This window comes from Plesiocystis pacifica SIR-1 (genome assembly GCF_000170895.1).
GTDB classification, from domain to species: Bacteria; Myxococcota_A; Polyangia; order Nannocystales; family Nannocystaceae; genus Plesiocystis; species Plesiocystis pacifica.
Genome location: NZ_ABCS01000056.1, coordinates 43067 through 63221, shown reverse-complemented (window position 1 = coordinate 63221; position 20155 = coordinate 43067). Strand labels below are relative to the sequence as shown.

The window sequence follows — 20155 nt, the reverse complement described above, 5'->3', positions numbered from 1 at the left end:
GTCATCGCCGAGGGCGAGCGCGTCCCCGACCTGCCGGTGCTCGACGAAGGCCTGCGCGCCCAGGGCGCGCCGGGGGTCTACCTCGCCGGGGACATCACCGGGCTGCCGCTGATCCGCAACGCGATCAACCAGGGCGCCCACGCGGTGCGCAGCCTGGCCCGGGAGCTCGAGTCCGAGGGCCAAAAGGGGGGGGGCGAGGGCTTCGATCTGGTCATCGTCGGCGCCGGTCCGGCGGGCATCGCCGCGGCCCTCGAGGCCAAGGAGCAGGGCTTGCGCGCTTGCGTGCTCGAGCAAGGCAGCGTGGCCGAGAGCGTCCGCAGCTTCCCCCGGGGCAAGCTGGTCTTCGATCAGCCCCTCGGCGTGCCGCGGGTCGGCGAGCTGTGGCTGGAGGAGTCGACCAAGGAGGAGCTCCTGGGCAAGTGGCTGCGCATCGTCCACCGCGAGGGCCTCGACATCCGCGAGGGCCTGCGGGTCACGGGCTGCGAGCGGCGCGGGGGCACGCTGCGGGTGTTGGCCCAGACGGCGGTGTCCGAGGGCAGCTCCGAGCACGGCGAGGCCGCCTTCGTCGACGCCCGCCGGGTCCTCCTCGCCCTCGGGCGTCGCGGCACGCCCCGGCGCCTCGGGGCCCCCATCGCCGACGCGATGGTCGACCACGTCCACTACAGCCTCGCCGACGCGCGCAGCTTCGCCGGGAAGCGGGTGCTCGTCGTCGGCCTGGGCGACGTCGCCATGGAGGCGGCGGCCGGTCTGGCCCACCAGCCCGGGACGCGCGTGACCGTGGCCTACCGCGGCCCGGACTTCAAACGCGGCAAGCGACGCAACATCGACACGCTGCGTCGCCTGGCGAGCACGGGGCGCGTGGAGCTGCTGTGGTCGACCACCGTCGAGGCCATCGAGCCCGGCCGCGCGCGGCTGCTCGGGCCAAAGGAAAACACGCAGGACCTCGCGGTCGACTGCGTGTTCGTGATGATCGGCAACGTCGCGCCGACGGCCCTGCTCGAGGCCTTCGGCGTGTCAGCTAGCTGAGAGGGAGCGCAGCGACACGGTCTTGCGCCGGCTCTCTCGCTCGGCGCGCCGGGTCAGCCGCTGCGTCGCCCAGCTCAGGGCCTCTTCGCGGGTCGAGACGAAGGCGTAGGGGACATTGGGGGGCTGGAGCTGGCACAGCAGGCGGACGCGATCGCGGGTGCCGTTGAGCCCCGTGATGAACACCACGCCGCGGTGGAAGGCCTTGATGCGGGTCGCCCGGCGGCGGTGCCAGATCGACTGCTCCATGGTCTCGCCGCTGTTGAGCACGGAGCCGTCGACGATCATCACGAAGGGCTTCATGGCATCCAGATGCGAATCCAGAGCCGCGATGTAGGCGGCGAATTCGGTGTCACTGAGGTGTTCGGGGAGCTCGAGCAAGGACACCGACTCGTGGGGGGAGAGGACCTCGGACATGGTAAAAAGAGTAGCGAGGCTCTCAGAAAAGTACAGTCAAATTGTAACTCGAATATAGCCATACCAGAGGTTGGGTCTCATGTTTGCGTCCTCGTCTTTGGGACACGCGCGACCTCGCGCCAAACTGTTCAAAGGGCCGTATCTTGCGGTATTTGCACAACAAAATGCGCTGAGCGGTGACAAAGAGCGCGATGTGGCCCCGGAATTAAAACTCGGGTGGGTGGATTGTGACTTGCTGATCGGCGGGCGATTTGTGCGCCGTGTAATCGCCACAGAGTCGAAGCTCATAAAAACAAACCCTACAGAGCGAGGAGACTGAGAGGTCCGCGCACCTCGACCGGTGGTGGGTGTTGGGGCCCGGTGGCCGGCGTCAGGATCGCAGATGAGAGATCTCCCATCGGGGCCCCGACGCTGGACCCGACGGCGAGGAGGGGGTACGCCCCGACGGCCATGATCCCCTGGGAAGTGCTCGCCGAGTCGACGGCGCCCGATGGCCAGGCGATGACGCTGAGTCGTCGCGGGCACGAGTACCTGATCCGCGTGGGCGGCTGGGATCTGATGTCGAGCCGCGACGATGTCAGCGCGCGGGCGCTGGCGAGCATCGGCTGCGCGGCTCTGGGGCCCCGCCACGGTCGACCCCTGCGCGTCTTGGTCGGCGGCCTGGGCATGGGCTACTCGGTCGCGGCGGCGCTCGAGGCGGTGCCGGCGGACGCCGAGGTCGAGGTCGCCGAGCTCGTGCCGGCGGTGATCGAGTGGAACCGCGGGCCGCTGGCGAGCCTGGCCGGAGCGCCCCTCGCCGACCCGCGCGCCCGCGTGCTCGAGGGCGACGTCGCCGAGATCATCGCGGCCGCCGAGCCCGGGCGCTGGGACGCCATCTTGCTCGACGTCGACAACGGCCCCGACCCCCTCGCCCACGACCAGAACTCGGCGCTCTATGGCGTCGGGGGTCTGCGCGCGGCCCATCGAGCCCTGCGCCCCGGGGGCGTGCACGCGGTCTGGTCCTACTCGCGGGAGGGCAGCTTCTCCCGGGCGCTCGAGCGGGCTGGCTTCGAGGCGAAGGTCCACCCCGTCGCCAACCACGGGCGCGACCGCGGCCGGACCCACGCGATCTGGGTGGGGCGGCGTCGAGACGGGGCGGGCAAGCAGGCCAAGCGCGGTCCTGTGAAGGGGCGCGAGCGTGGCCCGGGGCGGCGCTGAGGGGGTAACCTCGGGGCGCGCTCTGCCGTGTCCTCGCCGTGTCCCCGCCGCGCAGCCTTGGCCTCACGCTCGTTGGCCTGACGCTCGTGGCTTGCGTCGGGGAGCCCAGCGCCGAGGGCGAGGCGGGTGAGACGGAGGGCAGCTCCGAAGACACCGAGACGTCCGCGGAGGCGGAGACCGGGGCCGAGACGGAGACGGAGGCGGACGCGGGCGGGGAGACCGGGCTCGACGAGTCGCTCCTCGATCGCAGCCAGGACCGGGGCCCTTGCGGCTACCCGGGCCCCGGCGAGCAGGGCTACGGCGCCGAGCCGGGCCAGCGCCTGCCGGCCTTCGAGCTGCGCGACTGCGACTTCGAGCTCGTCGACTTCGCGGGCCTGATGTGCCCCCGGGACGACGACTACGGCGACTACAACCGGGCGATCCTCGTGTCCGTGGGGGCGGGCTGGTGCGCGCCTTGTGTGACCGAGACGGAGACCTTCATGCCCGAGCTGTACACGCCGCTGCACGGCGAGGGCCTCGAGATCGTCCAGGTGCTGTTCGAGGACGGGGCGGGCAACCCCCCGACGACGAGCTTTTGCGCGGGGTGGAGCGAGGAGAGCTTTTCGCGGCCGCTGGCCTTCCCGGTGCTCCTCGACCAGACCTTCGAGTGGAGCGAGGCGACGCTGGGCGCGGACGCCTCGATCCCGCTCTCGCTGCTCGTCGACGCCAACGCCAACGTCCGCTGGCGCGAGCAGGGGGTGGTGCCCGAGGACACCCTCGACCAGGTCCTCGAGGTGCTCGCCTCGCCCTACGGCGAGTGAGTCGTGGACGTGGGGCAGGGAGGGCGTGGCGTCGTCCACGACGACTAAAATAGACAGAGGGATCACTGGGGGATGAACAGCCAAAAGTCCTGGTTGTCGGCGTAGTTGTTGCCGCGCGCGACGATCTGGTCGACGCCGTCGCCGTCGGGGTCGCCGACGCTGAACTCGTACACGGAGTCGGGCATGTCGAGCTCGGCCTGGACCTGGGCGCACAGCGGGACGCCGGTGGCCGAGAAGTCGACGTAGATCGGCGGCGGCCAGTCGTCGTCGAAGAGCAGGACCTCGCGCAGGCCGTCGCCGTCGAAGTCGCCGACGGCCTCGTGGTCGAGGTCGCCCTGGACCATGGTGGTCAGGGCCTCGTCGCCGACGAAGGCGGACAGGACCGTGCGCGAGTTTTGGCGGGCCTCGAAGGCGACGAGCACGTCGGGGCCGCCGACGGGCCCGAGGGCCGCGAGGGTCTCGAAGCTCGGGAGCGGGGCGGTGTGCAGGGTCTCGGGCTCGATCCACCCGCCGGCGACGAGCTCGGCCCGCCACAGGTGGTCCCCGCTCAGCACTGCGATCGTGTCGCGCCCGTCCCCGTCGAGGTCGAGGGCCAGGGCGGCGTTGAGATCGCTGGCGATCAAGCGCGGCTCGAGCTGCGTGCCCGGGAGCGCGGGGTCGTCACTCCACACCCACAGCTGCGTGGCCCCGTAGCCGCTGGCGAGGGACATCACTCCGTCGCGGCCGAGGCCCCAAAAGTCGCCGGTCTGGACCCGGCTGACGGTGAACTGCCCGCCCTCGAGGGTCGCGGCGAGGCTCAGCCCTCCGCCGCCGTCGCCGTCGAGGAGGGCGCGTCCAAACACGGCTCCCAGGCTGTCCCCGTCGCGCAGGGGGTGGAGGCGGGGGTGGGAGAAGCCCGTGTCGAACTCGAGCACGGGGACAGCCTGGGCGCCCTCCCAGCGGACCAGCACGTGATCTTCCGGGTCGTTGAGCAGCAGCTCGTCGAGGCCGTCGCCGTCGAGGTCGATGTAGGTCGGGTTGTGCAGGTGGAGCTGGTCCTCGAGCGCCTCGGGGATCAGCGCCGCGGCGACGAAGGTCGGGGCCTCGGTGCAGCTGGGCAAGATCGGGACGTCGAGGCACAGCTCGTTGATGCACACGCCCTGATCGCAGTCGCTGTCGTCGTAGTAGCAGGGCTCGGCCTCGTCCTCGGGCTCGCAGGCCTCGTCCCCCGCCTCGGCGCAGGGATCGGGGACACACTGACCAGCCTCACAGATCCACCCCGGCTCACACTCGTCGTCGACCCAACACTCGCGCCCCTCGCTCTCGCCGCTGTCGGTGTCGGTGGCGTGCGCGGACTCGGAGCCTTGATCGCCCGCACCGGGCCCCTGGACGCATGCGCAAGCAAAGGCGGCGGACCAGGCCAGTCTCAGGCTCCGCCGTGGATGTGTGCTCCGCCGGGTGCGCACCGGATCCATGATGACCGCAGACGGGCCCGCGCGCATGGTTGAAGCGCCATGCGATGCAGCTCACTGGAAACGCCGCGCCAGCCCCGCGCCACCCCCGCTGGGCCGCGGAGGCTGTCTGTGTCTGGCTTTTCTTGCTAGACCCCCGGCATGGCTTTCGTACGCGCGCTTGGGCGCCTCGTTCGCAGCGAGCCCGAGCCCGACCTCTCGACCCTGCCGGTGTGGATGGATCCCATCGAGCTATCTCAGGTCCGGGCCGTCATCGAGACCCTCGCGCCCAAGCGGGTGCTCGAGTGGGGCGCGGGCGGCAGCACCCGGGAGCTCCTGGCGACCTGTCCCTTCATCGAGCGCTACGTGTCGATCGAGCACAACCGCGAGTGGCACGGGCGCGTCCGCGAGATCGTGAAGGACCCTCGCCTCGAGCTGCACCTGGTCGAGCCGGCCCGCCCCGAGCCGCCCCTCCCGGGGGCCGGGGGCAAGCGCCCGACCACCGCCGACCGCGAGCTGCTCAAGGCCTGGCGCCTCGAGGCCGAGCAAAACCCGGAGCTGATGGCGGACTACGTCGCGCTGCCGCGGACCCTGGACGAGCACAGCTTCGACTTCGTGCTCGTCGACGGCCGGGCCCGGAGCTTTTGCATCCGTGAGGGCTTCGCGCTGCTCCGCCCCGGCGGGGTCGTCTTGCTCCACGACGCCCAGCGGCCCGAGTACCACGAGGCCCTGCGCGCGGTGGGCCGGCCGGTGTTCCTGGAGCCCTGGAAGCAGGGCCAGGTCTGCTTCGTGCGCAAGCCCGACGCGGCCTGACGCGCGAGTCGCGGGATTCATGGTTCTGTCAGGGGCCCCAGCGCCCCCGTCTGCGCGCCTGCGCCCGGGCAGCGCTTGGACGATCCGCCGAGTTTGTTAGCATCCCGCGCCGCGATGTCCGAGCCGCTTCGCTCTCTCTCCGCCGACCCGGCGGCCCGCCTGCAGCCCAGCGATGGTCCGCGCTGGGACATGGCCTTCGATGTCGCGAGCGCGGTGGTCGGCAGCGTGATGCTGATGCTGATCGCCCTGACCTTTCAGGACTACGGCATCACCTGGGACGAGACCTGGCACCTGTCCTACGGGCGCCACATCATCCACTGGTTCGCCTCGGGCTTCGTCGACGACAGCGCGCTCTACTACCGGGCCGACTACCTCTACGGCGGGGCCTTCGACGGCCTGGGCTACCTCGCCCGGCAAATCTCGCCCCTGGGGACCTACGAGACGATCCACCTGTTCGGCGCGCTCGTGGGCTGCGTGGGCTTGCTCGGGGCGTGGAAGCTCGGGCGCCTGCTCGGGGGCCCGGCCGCGGGCTTTTTGACCCTGGTCCTGCTGATCCTGACGCCCGTCTGGTACGGGCACATGTTCAACAACCCCAAGGACCTGCCCTTCGCCGTCGGCTACATCTGGGCGCTCTACTACCTGGTCCGGATCCTGATCGTGTTCCCCTCGGTGCCGACGCGGGAGTGGCTCAAGACCTCCGTCGCCCTGGGGATCGCGATGAGCGTGCGCATCGGCGGCATCTTGACGGTCTGCTACCTGATGATGCTGATCGGGCTGTGGATCCTGTGGCGGGTGCGCCAGACCCGGGACTGGAGCCTGCTGCCGCGCTACGTGGCCCAGTTCGCCACGCCCTACTTTGCGACGGTCGCGGGGGCCTGGCTGCTGATGCTGGTGCTGTGGCCGTGGGCCCAGCTCGCGCCCCTGCGCCGGCCCTTCATCGTGCTCGCGCGGATGTCGGCCTTCAACCTGCACGAGCGCAGCATGCCCTTTGGCTGGCGCCGGGTCTCCACCCTGACGCCGCCGCCGGACTACCTGCTGCGCTACTTCGTGTTCAAGCTCCCGGAGATCGTGCTGGTCCTGCTGGTCGGGGCGCTGGTGGCCTTCATCGTGCGCCTGGTTCGGCTGCGTCGGCGAGCCAAGGCGCTCGGGGCCGAGCCGGGCTCGAAGGCGGCCAGGAAGGCGCCGAAGGGCCCCGAGCTCCCGCCGCTGGCGCGCGAGCGCCGGATGTTGGCGGTGTGGGGGCTGATCGCCTTCGCCATCTTGTTCCCGCCGGTCTACGCGATCATCAAGCGCTCGCCGCTCTACGACGGCCTGCGCCACTTCCTGTTCCTGGTCCCGCCGATGACGGTGATCGCCGCGGTGACCTTCGCCCAGCTGACGCGGTGGCTGGCGGCGCGCTCGCGGGCGGGGGCCTGGGCGCTGCAGACCCTGGTTTTGGCCCACGCCGTGCGCGTGATCCTGGCGATGGTGCACCTGCACCCGCACCAGTACCTCTACTTCAACGCCTTCACCGGCGGCCTGCCCGGGGCCTACCTGCGCTACTCCACGGACTACTACGGCAACACCTACAAGGAGGCCTACGACGACCTCCACGAGTACCTGTGGGAGAACGACCGCGAGCGCTACCTGGCCGAGCCCTACATCATCTCGGCCTGCATGCCGCAGTTCGTGGCCAAGGAGTACTTCAACGCCAACTTCGAGTGGCGCCGCCGGGGCGGGACGCCGCCGGACTTTTGGCTCGGCTACACCCGCAACAACTGCTACCTGCAAAAGGAGCAGTACCCCGAGCTGCTCCGGGTCGAGCGCGAGGGGACCTTGCTGGTGCTCGTCCGGGACATGCGCCTGGGCAAGGAGGGCTGGGAGCCGCCGGACCCCAAGCGTCCCCACCACAACGTCACCAAGGGGCGCGACGAGGCCAAGGGGCCGCGCGTGCCCGGTGCCGAGGAGCCGCGCAAGCCGGGGTCCGAGGGGCCAGTGCCGATGAAGGGCATGCTCGAGCCTCCGCCCGAGCCTCCAGCAGAAGAGGGCGCCGACGAGATCGGCCCGCCGGAGGAGCTCGAGCGCGCCTTTGGTGACGACCCCACCGTGCCCCCCGCGGGCGAGGCGGGCGCGAAACGAGGAGCACCGTGATGGCCAAGCAAGCCGACGCATCCACCCGCGGGCAGGCGCTCGCGGACCGACCTGGCTGGACCGAGCTCCAGCGCGCGGCCGAGGAGCTGCACGCCGCCGAGATCCTCCTCCAGGACCCCGTCGCGCCCTTGCGCACCACGCTCCCGCACCTGCGCGCGTTCTGGGCCTCGGTGGCCTCGGCGGCCCAGGCCTTCGAGGCGAGCGGCTCGACCCAGCCCCGAACGCCCCAGGACTGGCTCGCCAGCGACGCGCCCATCGCCGGGGTCGACGCGAAGCTGCGCCAGGCCCTCGCCGGGCACCACGGCAGCCTCGGCGTCGGGGAGGACGAGCTCGAGGAGGAGGCCCTGCTCGTCCACGTCCGCGACGCGCGGCGCTTGCTCGCGGGCCTCGAGCCCGAACTCGGCGGCCGCCCCCTGCGTCGTCGCCGGCTCCGCCTCGCCATCGCCAGCGTGTCCGTCGCGCTGCTGCTCGGCCCGCTTTTGGCCTACACGGCGACGCGCACGGAGGTCCCCGGGACCGGGCCGTGGCGCTCCTCCTACTACCCAGATCGCATGCTCGAGAGCAAGCCGACGGTGGTCCGCGAGGACGACATCGACCACGACTGGGACGACCGCCCGCCCCTCGAGGACATCCCGCCCGACAAGTTCTCGGCCCAGTTCGACACCTGCCTGCTGATCACCGAGCCCGTCGAGGCGGTGTTCCAGGTCAACGCCAACGACGGCGCGCGCGTGCTCGTCGGCGGCGAGCTGATCATCGACGCCTGGGAGCGCGACGGCAAGACCCGCCGGCGGGGCTTTGGCAGCGGCTTCGTCACCCTCGAGCCGGGCGTGCACCACCTGCGCGTCGAGTACTTCGAGAGCCTCGGCAAGCAGTCGATTTACCTGGTCGCCAGCCTCGACGGCGGCGTGCCGCAGAGCCTCTCGCGCGACGTGCTGCGCTACCCGGGGGACCTCATGGACGAGGACGACCCCTGCGCCAGCGTCAGCCTGGACGACTGAGCGAGGCCTGGGTGAGCGAAGCCGACGACGCGACTGCTGCCAGCGAGGACGCCCAGCCGGGCTCGGCCGACGGCGCGGCCGATTCTTCGGTTCCTTGGGCGCGTCGGCTGTGGCGGCACGCGCTCGCCGTGCTCATCGTGTGCGTGTGCGCGCTGATCCAGTGGACCGGGGAGCCCTCGCGCAGCCTCACCGCCGACGAGCCCCTGCACCTCGTGCGCGGCCACGTCTACCTGTGGAAGCACACCGCGCGCCTGAGCTACGCCCACCCGCCCCTGGCCAACGTGATCACCAGCTTGCCCTCGGCGGGCAAGGCCGACGAGCCCTGGGGCGAGCCGCAGCTGGTCATCGGCGGCGAGGACGAGCAGCGCGTCTTGCTGACGCGGATGAAAAAGCGCGGGCTGATGCTGCCCGACGCCGACGAGACCCGAGCCGAGGCCGTGGAGAAGCTGTGGCGCTGGCCCGAGGCCAACCCCCTGCGCATCTCCCAGCACTACTTCACCCACGACTTCGCCCGCGCCCGCGCCGAGCTGAGCGAGGGCCGGCGGATGATGATCGGCGTCACCGCTTTGTTCGCGCTGGGCTTTTACGCGTGGATCTACCGGCGCTGGGGCTGGGTGACGGCGATCATCAGCCTCGCGCTGCTGTGCTTCAACCCGACCTTTTTGGCCCATGGCCGATTGGTGACCTCGGACATGCCGGCGATCGCGACCTTGTTCGCCAGCTTGGCCGCGACGGTCGCGTGGATCGAGCGCCCGGGCTGGGGGAAGGTCGCGCTGTTTTGCCTGGCGACGACGGCCATGGTGCTGACCAAGCACACCGGGCTGGTGTTCGTGGTCACCCTCAGCTGCATGCTGCTGTTCGCGGCGGGGCTGGGGCTGGGCGGCTTCGACCCCGGGAAGATCGGCGAGGGGGCGGAGGCCGAGGGCCGAGGCGGCAAGCGGGCGGGAGGCCTACTACCAGGGGCTCTGCGAGCCCGGCGCGGAGTGGCCTTCGACTCGTGGAAAAAGCGGGTGCTGTTCACCTTCGTGCAGCTGGCGCTCGTCGCCGCCCTGATGATCCTGGCGATCGACGCGGCCTACTTCTTCGACCGCGTCGGCCTGAGCATGGCCGAGATCATCGCCGAGCCCGAGCCCCAAAACTGGCTCAACCGGCGCTACAAGGGCCAGCTGGTCGAGCGCAGCTTCCTCGGGCGCCTGCCCGACCCGCTGCGCCTGCCCTTCCCCTACACCTGGCTGGTCGGCCTGGCGACGGTGTCCAAGCAAAACGCCTCGGGGCACGGGGGCTACTTCTTCGGGCTCAACGACTACTCGGCGCACCCGCTGTACTTCCCGGTCTTGCTGATCCTCAAGACGCCGCTGGGGTTGATCGCGCTGCTGGGCATCAGCCTGCGCCTGGCGGTCCAGCGCGTGCGCGCCGGGATCTGGCCGAGCGTGGCCACGGGGGTCCTGGTCCTGTTCGCCGCCGTGAACCTGAGCAGCCTGGTGCTCTCGCACATCAACATCGGCGTGCGCCACTCCCTGACCCTGCTGCCGATCATGGCCGTGCTCGCGGGGCGGGGCGGGGCGCTGTTGATCGAGCGCTGGGCCGAGGCCTGGGGGCGGTGGCGGCGAGGCGAGCCCGAGCCGAAGCCCGAGCCGGGCACAGCGGTCGTCGAGGGCGGACGCCTGGCTCGCCTGCGCGCGGCCCTGAGCCGCCCACGCGAGGCGCCGCGCTGGATCCCGCCGGGCCTGCGCCGGGCCTGGGCGCTGTCCGCCGCGCCCTTGTTCGTCGCCTGGGCGATCGGCTCGGGGGCGGTCGCCCTCGGCCTCTACGCGCCCCACTACCTCGGCTACTTCAACGGCCTCGTCGGCGGACCGGGAGGCGGCCGGTGGGTCTCCGTGGTCGGCGAGGACTGGGGCCAGGATCTGGGCGACGTCGCGACCTTGGCCCGGGAGCGGGGCTGGCAAAAGCTCGCCTACTACACCCAATTCCCCATGCGTCGCGAGGAGCTCGAGTCCCGAGGCCTCGAGACCGAGAAGGTGCGCTGCCACGTCGAGCCCAGCCCCGGGATTCCCCAGGTCATCCACGTCGCCGACTGGGTGCGCCGGGTGGACTGCTTTAGCTGGCTCGAGGGCCGGGAGCCGAGCGATTTCCTCAATTACAACGTCCTCGTGTTCTCGCCCGAGGACCTCGGCGCCGTGCTCGACGGGGAGCTCGAGGGTGAAGCGGCCGAGCAGGGCAGCGAGGGCGGGACCGACGAGTCGGGCGGTACCGAGGGCTGAGTCGTGGACGTGGGGCAGGGAGGGCGTGGCGTCGTCCACGACGGCTAAAATAGACAGAGGGTCGGCCAGAACTCGTTTTGGCCGACCCGCTGAGTCGTGGACGTGGGGCAGGGAGGGCGTGGCGTCGTCCACGACGGCTAAAATAGTCAGGGGCTGTGGATTCATTCACAGCCCCTGAGTCGTGGACGTGGGGCAGGGAGGGCGTGGCGTCGTCCACGACGGCTAGAATAGACAGAGGGTCGGCCAGAACTCGTTTTGGCCGACCCGCTGAGTCGTGGACGTGGGGCAGGGAGGGCGTGGCGTCGTCCACGACGGCTAAAACAGACAGGGACTGTGAAAATTTCACAGTCCCTGAGCCCGGCCCTCGGGCGATGCGTTCGCGGTGAGCCGGCCCACCCCATCGACGCGGGTCGGCGCCGGGGCCGGGCTTCACGGTATATTGGAGGCCATGGTTGGCGGGCGAGACTCCCAGAGCTCGAATACGAGGGTCGGCTCGAGACCCCTCCTGGCGCTCGCGTTGGTGTGCCTGGGGGCGGGCTGCCAGCAGAACAACCCCGCCTTCGATGCGCCGACCACCGACGAGCTCGGCGAGGACGGGGACAGCGAGGAGCAGACCGAGCGCCCGCCTTGCCCCCTCGAGGCCGGCGACGGGGACCCCCTCGAGATCCACTTCGACTACCCCTGCGGGCACAACATCCCCGGCGACCCGGAGTACTACGAGTACTGGATGACCGTCGGCGAGGTCTCGGACAGCGCGGTCTCGGGGCTGATCTGCTCGCTCCCGGGCTGCGACGACTGCGGCGGCCTCGAGCCGACCCTCGAGATCGATCCCATCCCCCTCGAGGGGCTGGTCGACGTCGGCGAGTGCATCCAGATCCGCGCGCGCCAAGAGCCCGGGAGCAGCGAGTGCGCCTACCAGACCGTGGCGATCTGGCGCGACGGCGAGGGGCCGCCGGTGCTCTACGCTCGCGCGGGCGGCCTGAGCCTGCCGATGATCCCTGGCAACGACGCGTGGGAGAACTTCAGCCCCGGGCGCGTCGAGTCCCAGCGCTGCGAGTGCGAGGACTTCGAGAGCCCGTGCTGCGACGCCGCCGTCGAGCCCGTGGTCTATGCCTATCAGCTCGGCGGCGGCGTGACGGTCGAGGTCGGGATGTCGGCGACGACCTCGATTCAGGGCAACGAGTACGAGTTCATGGCCCTCGATGCGTTCTCGGCGGGGGCGGGGGCCAGCTGCGAGGAGCGCCTGTCCTACAGCTGGGCCCTGGTCGAGTAGCCAGACTCCACCCCAGACTCAACCCAGGGGGTCTTCGCCGAAGTCGAGGACCAGGGGGTTCTTGCGGCCGGACTTGCTCGACGAGTCGGTCTTGGTCGTCGACTTCTTGGTGGTCGACTTCTTGGTCGTCGACTTCTTGGTCGACTTCTTGGTGGTCTTCTTCTCGGGCGCCGGCTCGGGGGCCTCGGGGGCCTCGGGCATGGGGGCGGCCGCGGGGACCAGCACGGTGCCGGCGAAGGGCGCCTCCATGTCGGCGTCGTCGACCTGGACGTGCATGGGCGTGTCGGCCGAGGCCTCGTCCTCGTGGGTCACCACGGCGAAGAGCAGGGCGACCATGGCCGCGGTCGCTAGCGGGGTGCACCACTCGAGCAGCTTGCGGCCCGGGGTCACGACCTCGGGGATGGACTCGAGCTCGACCAGGCGCCGGCGCTTGGCCTCGAGCTCGCGGGCGTGCTCGGTCATGCGGCGCTCGTGGGCGGCGACTTGCTCGGCGGCGGCGTGGGCGGCCGCCTCGCGCTCGACCGCCATCAGCTGCTCGTGTTGGCGATCTTGGCGGGCGCGTCGGCGGGCCCAGGCCTTGGGTCGCTCGCCCTCGAAGCGGGCGCGCAGCTCGGTCAGGCTTCGAGCCTGGCCCTTGCTGGCCTCGAGCAGCTCGCGCTTGCGATCAGAAAAGGCCCGGCGCGAATGCTCGAGTTGGTCGAGCTCCGCGAGGGCCAGCAGGACAGAGGACTCTCGGGTTTCAGCGCGCTTGGCCATCACTTGGAAAGACGCGTCGGGGGCTCGCGAAAGTCTGAGGAAAACGTATGGTTGTCGTTAAGTTGGAGGGAAAGCGGGGTCCCTTGGGCGCGCGCGCCCTCGTCGAATGGGGGAGCTCGCTGGCCACGATGGCAGCTGCCAGGGGGATCCCCGTGGTGGCGACACTCGTCGCCACCGCGCTGGGCTAAAATCGAGGCCGTGACCGTCGGCGATCCACTGTCCGCCTCCGCCTTCGAACTCGCCGCGGCGATCCGCGAGGGGGCGCTCTCGTCCCGGGCGATCGTCGAGGCGCACATCGAGCGGGCCAAGACGATCAACCCGACGATCAACGCCATCGTGGTCCCGCGCTACGAGCAGGCCCTGCGCGAGGCCGACGAGGCCGACGCCGCTCGAGCGGTCTGCGAGGACCTCGACGAGCTGCCCCCGCTCCACGGGGTCCCGTGCACGATCAAGGAGTCCTTCGCGTTCACGGGCCTCCCCAACACCTCGGGGCTCGTCTCGCGCCGGGGGGCCGTGGCCGAGGTCGACGCGACCACCGTCGCGCGGCTGCGCGCCGCGGGGGCGATCTGCATCGGGTTGACCAACGTCTCCGAGCTGTGCATGTGGATGGAGAGCAGCAACCACGTCTACGGCCGCTCGAACAACCCCTACGACCCGCGCTGCATCGTCGGCGGGAGCTCCGGCGGCGAGGGGGCGATCGTCGGGGCCGGGGCCTCGCCCTTTGGCCTGGGCGCGGACATCGGCGGCTCGATCCGCATGCCGGCTTTTTTCTGCGGCGCCTTCGGCCACAAGCCCACGGGCGGCGTGGTCCCGGCCACGGGCCAGTACCCCATCGCCGAGAACGCGGCCCTGGGCTACCTGTCGACGGGACCGATCGCGCGCCGAGCCGCGGACCTGCTGCCCTTGCTGCGCATCCTCGCGGGCCCCGACGGGGAGGACCCGAGCACGCGCCGCGTGGTCCTCGAAGACCGGCCCCCCGAGGACCTGCGCGGCCTCGACGTGGTGGTGGTCGAGAACGACGGCAAGGGCCCCGTCGACCACGAGCTGGTCGAGGCCCTCGAGCGCGCGGCCTCGGCCCTCGCCGATCGCGGCGCGCGGATCGAGCGGGCGCGCATCCCCGAGTTTGGCCGCGCCTTCGAGCTGTGGTCGGCGCTGATGGCCGAGGCGGCGCAGGTGTCCTTCCGCGAGCACTTGGGCCTCCCCGAGCGCGGCGCCCTCGGCCGCGAGCTGGTCCGCTGGACCGTCGGTCGCTCGCCCCACACCCTCCCGGCGCTGGTGCTCGCGGCCATGGAGGACGCCCGCCCCTTCGTGCCGAGCGCCGCGGGCCGGCAGCGAATGCTGCGCGAGGTCGAGGCCCTGCGCCGCCGGGTCGTGCAGCTCATCGGCCCGCGCGGGGTGATGCTCTACCCGCCCCACCCCCGGCCCGCGCCGCGCCACGGCTCGCCTTTGCTGCGGCCCTTCGACTTCGCCTACACGGCCGTGTTCAACATCCTCGAGCTGCCGGTGACCCAGGTGCCCATGGGCCTGAGCCGCCAGGGCCTGCCGCTGGGCGTGCAGGTCGTCGGCGTCCACGACAACGACGCGCTGACCATCGCCGTGGGCGAGGTCCTCGAGGACGCGATCGGCGGCTGGGTGCGCCCGGCTGCCTGAGCGTCCTGGGCCTCGCGCAGCAGCTCGGGCCCGGGATGGTTCACGACAATTTTAAATTTAGCCCTCGAGCAGCGCGCGGGCGGCGAGGGTGGTCGCGGGCAGGGGCCCGCCGCGGTTGGCGAGCAGCACGATCGCGCGCTCGCCCGGGACGAACATCAGCTCGGCGTGGAAGGTGGGCGAGTCGCCGGTGTGGCCGTAGGCCCGAGCGCCGTCGGGCAGCGTCCACGAGCGCAGGCCCAGGCCATAGCGGAGCTCGTCGAGGCCGCTGAACTCGGGCCGAGGGTCCTCGATGGGCACGCCGGGCTCGAGCATGGGGGCGGTGCCGGGGGCGTCCTCGGTGCCCAGCGCGAGGGCGAAGCGGGCGAGCTCCTCGGCCGACGCGAACGCGCCCCCGCTCGGCCACAGCCAGCTCGGATCGCCGGGGATGAACGCGAACTCTTCGGACACGGGGACGGGGTGGCGGTCGGGATCGTGGCCGAGGTGACCGCAGGCGGCTCCGGCCTCCTCGGCCGCCTTGGGGTCGGCCCGCACGGTGTGGAGCCCCAGGGGCCCGAGGCCGAGGCTCTGCACGAGCAGCCGGTCGTAGCTGCGGGCCGTCATGAACTCGAGCATGGCCCCGACGACGATGTAGTTGGTATTGGAGTAGCGAGACGGGCGCGGGTCCTTCGAGGGCGGCGGCTCCGTGATCGTCAGCGCCCGCCACCAGTCGCCCTCGTGCTCGACCACGCGGGCGGGGTCGAGCTCGCCGAGCCGGGTCTGGTGGCGCAGGAGCTCGAACAAGGTCGGGTCTTCGGCGCCCGGGGGCAGCCGGCGATTGCCCAGCTCGCTGACGCGCGTGTCGGGGCGCAGCGCGGGCTCGTCCGCGCCGGTGGCCGCGACGGCGAGGGAGGCCGTGAGCGTCTTGGTCACCGAGCCGAGGCGAAAGGGCGTGTCCTGGAGGACGGGCTCGTCCTCGCCAAAGCAGCGCACGCCGAGCTCGGCGTGGAGCACCAGCTCGTCGCCCTCGACCACGGCCAGGGCCACGCCGGGGACCGCCATGGCCGTCGACTCGGCGCACAGCGCCCGGAGCAGGGGCACGAAGCGTTCTTCGACCTCCGCATCGTCGACGAGGGCCTGGATGCACGCGCGCTTGGCCTGGTCGTCGGGGTCGAGCCCAGGCTCGGCCTCTCGCTCGACCTCGACCTTGGCCTCGGGCGTGGGCGTTCGCCCGCAAGCCGCGACAAAGAGCGCGACGAGGGACAGGGCGAGGGCGCGCGGGGGCACACCCCGAGCTTGACATGATTGAGGTCACTCGGGGATGACGCATGCTCCGGCCGCGCACGCAGGGTCAGCCTGGAAGTAGTCCGTGCAGACCGTGCCCTCGACCGCGCAGCCGTCCGCGCCCTGGAGGTCGCACAGCTGCGCGCAGCATGCCGAGCCTTCGCAGCTCGGGAGCTGCTCGCCAGACACGCAGGCGTTGCCCGGCGCGCAGTCGTTGAAGAAGCCGCAGGGATCGCCAGTGGGCACGTTGGTGGTGGTCTCTCGGCACACAAAGGCGAGGTTCGACCAGTAGCAGGCCGTGCCCTCGGGGCACGCGTCGGCCAGGGGGTCGCAGTGGGGCAGGCACAGGGCCATGTAGCCGTTGCCCATCACGGCGCAGCCGTAGCCCTCGCAGGCCTCCTCGTTCGAGCCCTCGGGGCAGGTCGGGTCGTCGGCGCTGCCCGAGCAAAAGTCGGTGCAGTAGCCGACGAGCTCGCCGTCGACCTCGCGCAGGTTCCAGCACATGCTCTGGGCGTCGCAGTCGTCGGTGCCCTCCGCGAAGCCGTGGTAGACGCAGGGCGCGTCGCGGTCGTTGTCGCCGACCACGGGCACGCAGCGGTTCGTATCCCACGCGCCCTCGGTGACGCTCGCGTAGATCGTGCACTTCTCGCCCTCGGGGCAGTCCTGCGCGAAGATGTCGCAGTTCGAGATCCCCGCGTCGGTGTCGGTCTGGGGCACGAAGTCGTCGGCCTCGTCGGTGCCCGCGCCTTCGCTCGACTCGGAGTCCTCGGCAGCCTCGTCGCCTCCGGCTTCCGATGCGCTCGGATCCGTGCACGCCAGGGCCATGGCAAAGCAGGCGAGCACGCCCAGGGATCTTGGCGCGGTGACAACGACAGCGCTGCGCAGCGTGGCAATCATGGAATCAGTCTAGGCCGGGCATGGGCTGTCGAGCCACACGGAACTCCGCCGCGCGGCGGAGTCTTCGTCGGGTAGAGTCCGGCCATGCGTCGCGCTTCGTTGTTCCTGTCGTCGATGATCCTGCTCGCGTCCGCCTGTACGGTCCAAGAAGTGGGCGAAGAAGCGGGCGGAGCGGAGCAGGGCTTCGAGGCCGACACGGCGAGCGACGAGAACTCGAGCTCCGGTTCGTCGGACAGCGCGGGCACGGGGGAGAGCACGGACTCGGCGGACGGCCCGGGTTCCAGCTCCGGGACGGGGGAGAGCTCGGACTCCGGCGGGCCCTCGGAGAGTTTTTGCGTGCACCAGTGCAGCACCGACGCGGACTGCACCGTGATGGGCATGGACTTCGACTACAGCTGCGTCGACTCGATGTGCACCGCGGAGGCGAGCGGCTGCGCGACGGACCAAGAGTGCGTCGAGTTCCTCAGCGGCTGGACCCAGGGCACGGCCTGCACCGCGGGCGGAGGCGAGTGCGAGGCGGCCATGCAGGTCTGCCTGCCCATCGAGGGCGCGGGCCACTGCGCCGTCGCGCCCAACGAGTTCATCGACTGCGAGGGCATCGGCCTCGACTCGATCCCGATGACGGACATCGAGGGCAACGCGGTGATCGTGTGTGGGCGGGAGAACGCCGCCTGCCACCCGGACGACTACTGCTTCTTGCCCTGCCAGGGCGACACCGACTGTCCGAGCGAGGCCTACCCGAGCTGCAACGTGGGCACGGGGCTGTGCGAGTGCAGCACCGACGCGGGCTGCCAGACCCTCGGCAGCCCCCAGTCCAGCGCGTGCAACGCGGGGATCTGCGGGTGCAGCAGCGACGGGGACTGCGTCGCGGGCGGGGCTGGCGACCTGTGCCAGCCCAGCGGCTCGTGCGGGTGCACGGGCGACGCGGCCTGCGTCGACGTGCAGAGCTCCTTCGACGGCGGCGTGGTCGAGTGCGTCCCCTTTTGAGCCGTAGGCCTGGGGAAGGCTTGCATCAGCAAAACACGCGCGGACTCGATTAAACACGATCGGTTCACATCGCCCGTGGCACTGGTCCTTGGCATGGACCGCGCGCCCCAGCCCCTGCTGGCTAGACTCGGCGACGAGCAGACCCTCGTCGCCGCGACCAAGCTCGTCCTCGCCGTATTTGCGATCGTTGCATTGCGCGCGGCGTGGATGAGCGACGACTCCTACGTGACGATGCGGACCGTGGACAACTTCGTCCAGGGCCACGGTCTGACCTGGAACCCCGGCGAGCGCGTCCAGGCCTACACCCACCCGCTGTGGATGTTCGTGCTCGCGGCGGTCTACGCCCTCACCGACGACGCCTTCGTCGCGCCGCTGGTGGTCTCGGTCGCGCTGTCGGTCGCCGCCGTGTGGGTCCTGGCCCGAAAGGTCGCGCCGACCCCGGCCCACGGACTGGCGATGGCCCTGGCCTGCCTGATGAGCCGCAGCTTCGTCGACTACTCGACCAGCGGCCTCGAGAACCCGCTGACCCACCTGCTCCTGGCGCTGTTCGCCTGGGAGTTCATGCGCCTGCGTCAATTTCGAGAGCAGGGCGAAGACCCGCGCGCGCCCGCGTCTCGACGCGCGCTGTGTCGCCTGGTGCTGTGGGGCTCGCTGGTCGGGACCAACCGCCTGGACCTGCTCGCCCTCGTCGGCCCCGGCGTGCTCGCGGCCGCGTGGCCCCTGCGCTGGGGCCCGGCCTTGCGCGCGGGCTTCATCGGGGCGACGCCGCTGATCGCGTGGGAGGGCTTTAGCCTGATCTACTACGGCAGCTTCGTGCCCAACACGGCCCTGGCCAAGCTCGGGCACGGGGTCGAGGGCGAGCAGATCACCCGCCAGGGCCTGGTCTACCTGTTCAACCAGCTGTCCTTCGACCCGCTGAGCGTCGCGGTGATCACCGCGCTCATCGTGCTCACGGTGGCGCGCGCGCGTCGGCGTCCGTCCGAGGCCTTCGCCGCCGCCGGGGTCGCGCTCTACCTGGTCTACGTCTACCGCGTCGGCGGCGACTTCATGGCCGGGCGCTTCTTCACGGCGCCGATGTTCCTGGCGCTGTGCCTGCTGCCCGGCCTGCACCTCGCCGGTCACGAGGCCGTGTCCGAAGGCTCCGAAGCCCGCAAGAACTCCGGCGCGGCGCAGCGCGAGCTCGCCGTGGCGATGACGGCGATCGTCGGCGTGGGCTTCATGGCCGACACGCCCACGGCGAGCCTGGGCACCCTCGACGCGAGCATGACCAAAAACGGGGTCGTCGACGAGCGCCAGTACTGGGGCTTCGACAACCACCTCATCGGCCTGCGCGCGAAGGAGCCGGGGCCCTACCACTCGCTCATCCGGGCCGGTCGCCGGGCGCGGCGGTCCCCCGACAAGATCAGCACGCGCGTGGCCGTGGGCATGTTTGGCTACGCCGCGGGGCCGGAGGTGTTCGTCATCGACCCCCTCGCCCTCGGCGACGCCTTCCTGGCTCACCTCCCGGCGAACCGCGGCGAGACCTGGCGCCCGGGCCACGCCAAGCGCCACGTGCCCCTGGGCTACCTCGAGACCATCGAGACCGGGGACAACCGGATCCTCGATCCTGGCCTGGCGCAGCTCTACGACGAGCTGCAGGTCATCCACACCGGCCCGCTGTTCACCGCCGAGCGCTGGCGGCTGATCTGGAAGGCCAACACCGGAGGCTTCGACGCGCTCATCGACGAGCGCTTCGCCGGCCGCCCCTACCACGAGGAGGTCCCCCTGCGCATGCTCCAGCGCGAGGTCGACGACGGCGTGGCCTGGAACGCCCCGGGGACCGTGCAGGTCAGCCCGAGCGCCGGCATCCGCGTGGCCCTCGACGCGGTGCACCGAGAGCGGGTCCTGCAGATCACGGCGGACCACAACGACCAGTACCTGCTGCGCTTTTTCGACGGCGAGGAGGAGCTCGGCTTCGTCAAGATCCCCAAGCGCGGCTCGGCGCCGGGCATGTCCAAGCGCAAGGTCCAGGTCCCCGCGGCGGCCTGGCGGCGGGGCTACGACGCCCTGGTGTTCGAGCGCGACGAGGGCGATCGGCGGCTGAGCCTGGGGGCGATCGAGTTCCTGGTCTCGAAGGCGAACCCGGAGGCAAGGTCGACGACGGGCAGCAAGGGATCGAGCTCGGCGAAGGCCAAGCCGAGCGAGGCCATCCCCCTGGTCAGCGATCACGCTGGCTAGGCAGAGAGGGCACCGAGGGTAGAAAAAAAGAACCGAGGGAGGTCGT

General features: G+C 71.1%; 16 protein-coding genes. 11 read left to right on the top strand and 5 right to left on the bottom strand.

Translation table 11 applies throughout. From position 1 onward, the window contains the following. Nucleotides 1-1026, top strand: a 1026-nt coding sequence (locus PPSIR1_RS25110; RefSeq protein WP_006973986.1) for an NAD(P)/FAD-dependent oxidoreductase, incomplete at its 5' end; no start/stop codon positions are given. Here PPSIR1_RS25110 and PPSIR1_RS25105 read toward each other — a convergent pair. Continuing rightward, nucleotides 1015-1440: a hypothetical protein gene (locus PPSIR1_RS25105; protein ID WP_006973985.1), complete on the bottom strand. Its 426-nt coding sequence runs from the start codon at nucleotides 1438-1440 to the stop codon at nucleotides 1015-1017. The genes PPSIR1_RS25110 and PPSIR1_RS25105 overlap by 12 nt on opposite strands. A 450-nt stretch (nucleotides 1441-1890) precedes the next feature. Here PPSIR1_RS25105 and PPSIR1_RS25100 point away from each other — a divergent pair, with 450 nt between their 5' ends. Together PPSIR1_RS25100 and PPSIR1_RS25095 are read left to right on the top strand one after the other, a co-directional pair. Continuing rightward, the gene (locus PPSIR1_RS25100) at nucleotides 1891-2637 is read left to right on the top strand and encodes a spermidine synthase (protein ID WP_006973984.1); all 747 of its coding nucleotides are present in this window, start codon (nucleotides 1891-1893) and stop codon (nucleotides 2635-2637) included. Nucleotides 2638-2723: 86 nt separating this feature from the next. Beyond that, on the top strand, nucleotides 2724-3437 hold the full coding sequence (locus PPSIR1_RS25095; protein ID WP_157595956.1) for a TlpA family protein disulfide reductase: 714 nt from the start codon (nucleotides 2724-2726) through the stop codon (nucleotides 3435-3437). Nucleotides 3438-3499: 62 nt separating this feature from the next. Here the strand turns inward: PPSIR1_RS25095 and PPSIR1_RS25090 are convergent, their stop codons facing one another. Continuing rightward, nucleotides 3500-4918, bottom strand: coding sequence for a hypothetical protein (locus PPSIR1_RS25090; protein WP_045116708.1), 1419 nt, complete (start codon nucleotides 4916-4918; stop codon nucleotides 3500-3502). Nucleotides 4919-5029: 111 nt separating this feature from the next. On the opposite strand from PPSIR1_RS25090, the gene PPSIR1_RS25085 reads away from it, so the two are divergent. The 5 genes from PPSIR1_RS25085 (at nucleotide 5030) to PPSIR1_RS25065 (ending at nucleotide 12342) form a co-directional block, all read left to right on the top strand. Then, on the top strand, nucleotides 5030-5680 hold the full coding sequence (locus tag PPSIR1_RS25085) for an O-methyltransferase (RefSeq protein WP_006973981.1): 651 nt from the start codon (nucleotides 5030-5032) through the stop codon (nucleotides 5678-5680). 114 nt (nucleotides 5681-5794) lie between these two features. Next, the gene (locus PPSIR1_RS25080) at nucleotides 5795-7810 is read left to right on the top strand and encodes a glycosyltransferase family 39 protein (protein WP_006973980.1); all 2016 of its coding nucleotides are present in this window, start codon (nucleotides 5795-5797) and stop codon (nucleotides 7808-7810) included. Further along, the gene (locus PPSIR1_RS25075) at nucleotides 7810-8808 is read left to right on the top strand and encodes a PA14 domain-containing protein (protein ID WP_006973979.1); all 999 of its coding nucleotides are present in this window, start codon (nucleotides 7810-7812) and stop codon (nucleotides 8806-8808) included. Before PPSIR1_RS25080 ends, PPSIR1_RS25075 begins: the two co-directional genes overlap by 1 nt. Before the next feature lie 11 nt (nucleotides 8809-8819). Further along, a complete protein-coding gene (locus PPSIR1_RS25070) occupies nucleotides 8820-11069 on the top strand; it encodes an ArnT family glycosyltransferase (protein WP_006973978.1) in 2250 nt (749 codons plus the stop codon). 448 nt (nucleotides 11070-11517) lie between these two features. Then, nucleotides 11518-12342, top strand: coding sequence for a hypothetical protein (locus PPSIR1_RS25065; protein ID WP_157595955.1), 825 nt, complete (start codon nucleotides 11518-11520; stop codon nucleotides 12340-12342). Between the two features lie 18 nt (nucleotides 12343-12360). Here the strand turns inward: PPSIR1_RS25065 and PPSIR1_RS25060 are convergent, their stop codons facing one another. After that, on the bottom strand, nucleotides 12361-13098 hold the full coding sequence (locus PPSIR1_RS25060) for a hypothetical protein (protein ID WP_006973976.1): 738 nt from the start codon (nucleotides 13096-13098) through the stop codon (nucleotides 12361-12363). A gap of 198 nt (nucleotides 13099-13296) precedes the next feature. On the opposite strand from PPSIR1_RS25060, the gene PPSIR1_RS25055 reads away from it, so the two are divergent. Then, nucleotides 13297-14748 (top strand): amidase, encoded by a 1452-nt coding sequence (locus PPSIR1_RS25055; RefSeq protein WP_006973974.1) that lies wholly within the window; start codon nucleotides 13297-13299, stop codon nucleotides 14746-14748. Between the two features lie 57 nt (nucleotides 14749-14805). Here PPSIR1_RS25055 and PPSIR1_RS25050 read toward each other — a convergent pair whose 3' ends face one another. Together PPSIR1_RS25050 and PPSIR1_RS25045 are read right to left on the bottom strand one after the other, a co-directional pair. Further along, the gene (locus PPSIR1_RS25050) at nucleotides 14806-16011 is read right to left on the bottom strand and encodes a serine hydrolase domain-containing protein (RefSeq protein ID WP_006973973.1); all 1206 of its coding nucleotides are present in this window, start codon (nucleotides 16009-16011) and stop codon (nucleotides 14806-14808) included. 24 nt (nucleotides 16012-16035) lie between these two features. Next, nucleotides 16036-16905: a hypothetical protein gene (locus tag PPSIR1_RS25045; protein ID WP_232296546.1), complete on the bottom strand. Its 870-nt coding sequence runs from the start codon at nucleotides 16903-16905 to the stop codon at nucleotides 16036-16038. A gap of 84 nt (nucleotides 16906-16989) precedes the next feature. On the opposite strand from PPSIR1_RS25045, the gene PPSIR1_RS25040 reads away from it, so the two are divergent. Both PPSIR1_RS25040 and PPSIR1_RS25035 read left to right on the top strand, forming a co-directional pair. Beyond that, nucleotides 16990-17892, top strand: a complete 903-nt coding sequence (locus PPSIR1_RS25040) for a hypothetical protein (RefSeq protein ID WP_157595953.1) — start codon at nucleotides 16990-16992, stop codon at nucleotides 17890-17892. 75 nt (nucleotides 17893-17967) lie between these two features. Beyond that, a complete protein-coding gene (locus PPSIR1_RS25035; protein WP_157595952.1) occupies nucleotides 17968-20109 on the top strand; it encodes a hypothetical protein in 2142 nt (713 codons plus the stop codon). Nucleotides 20110-20155 lie beyond the last annotated feature (46 nt).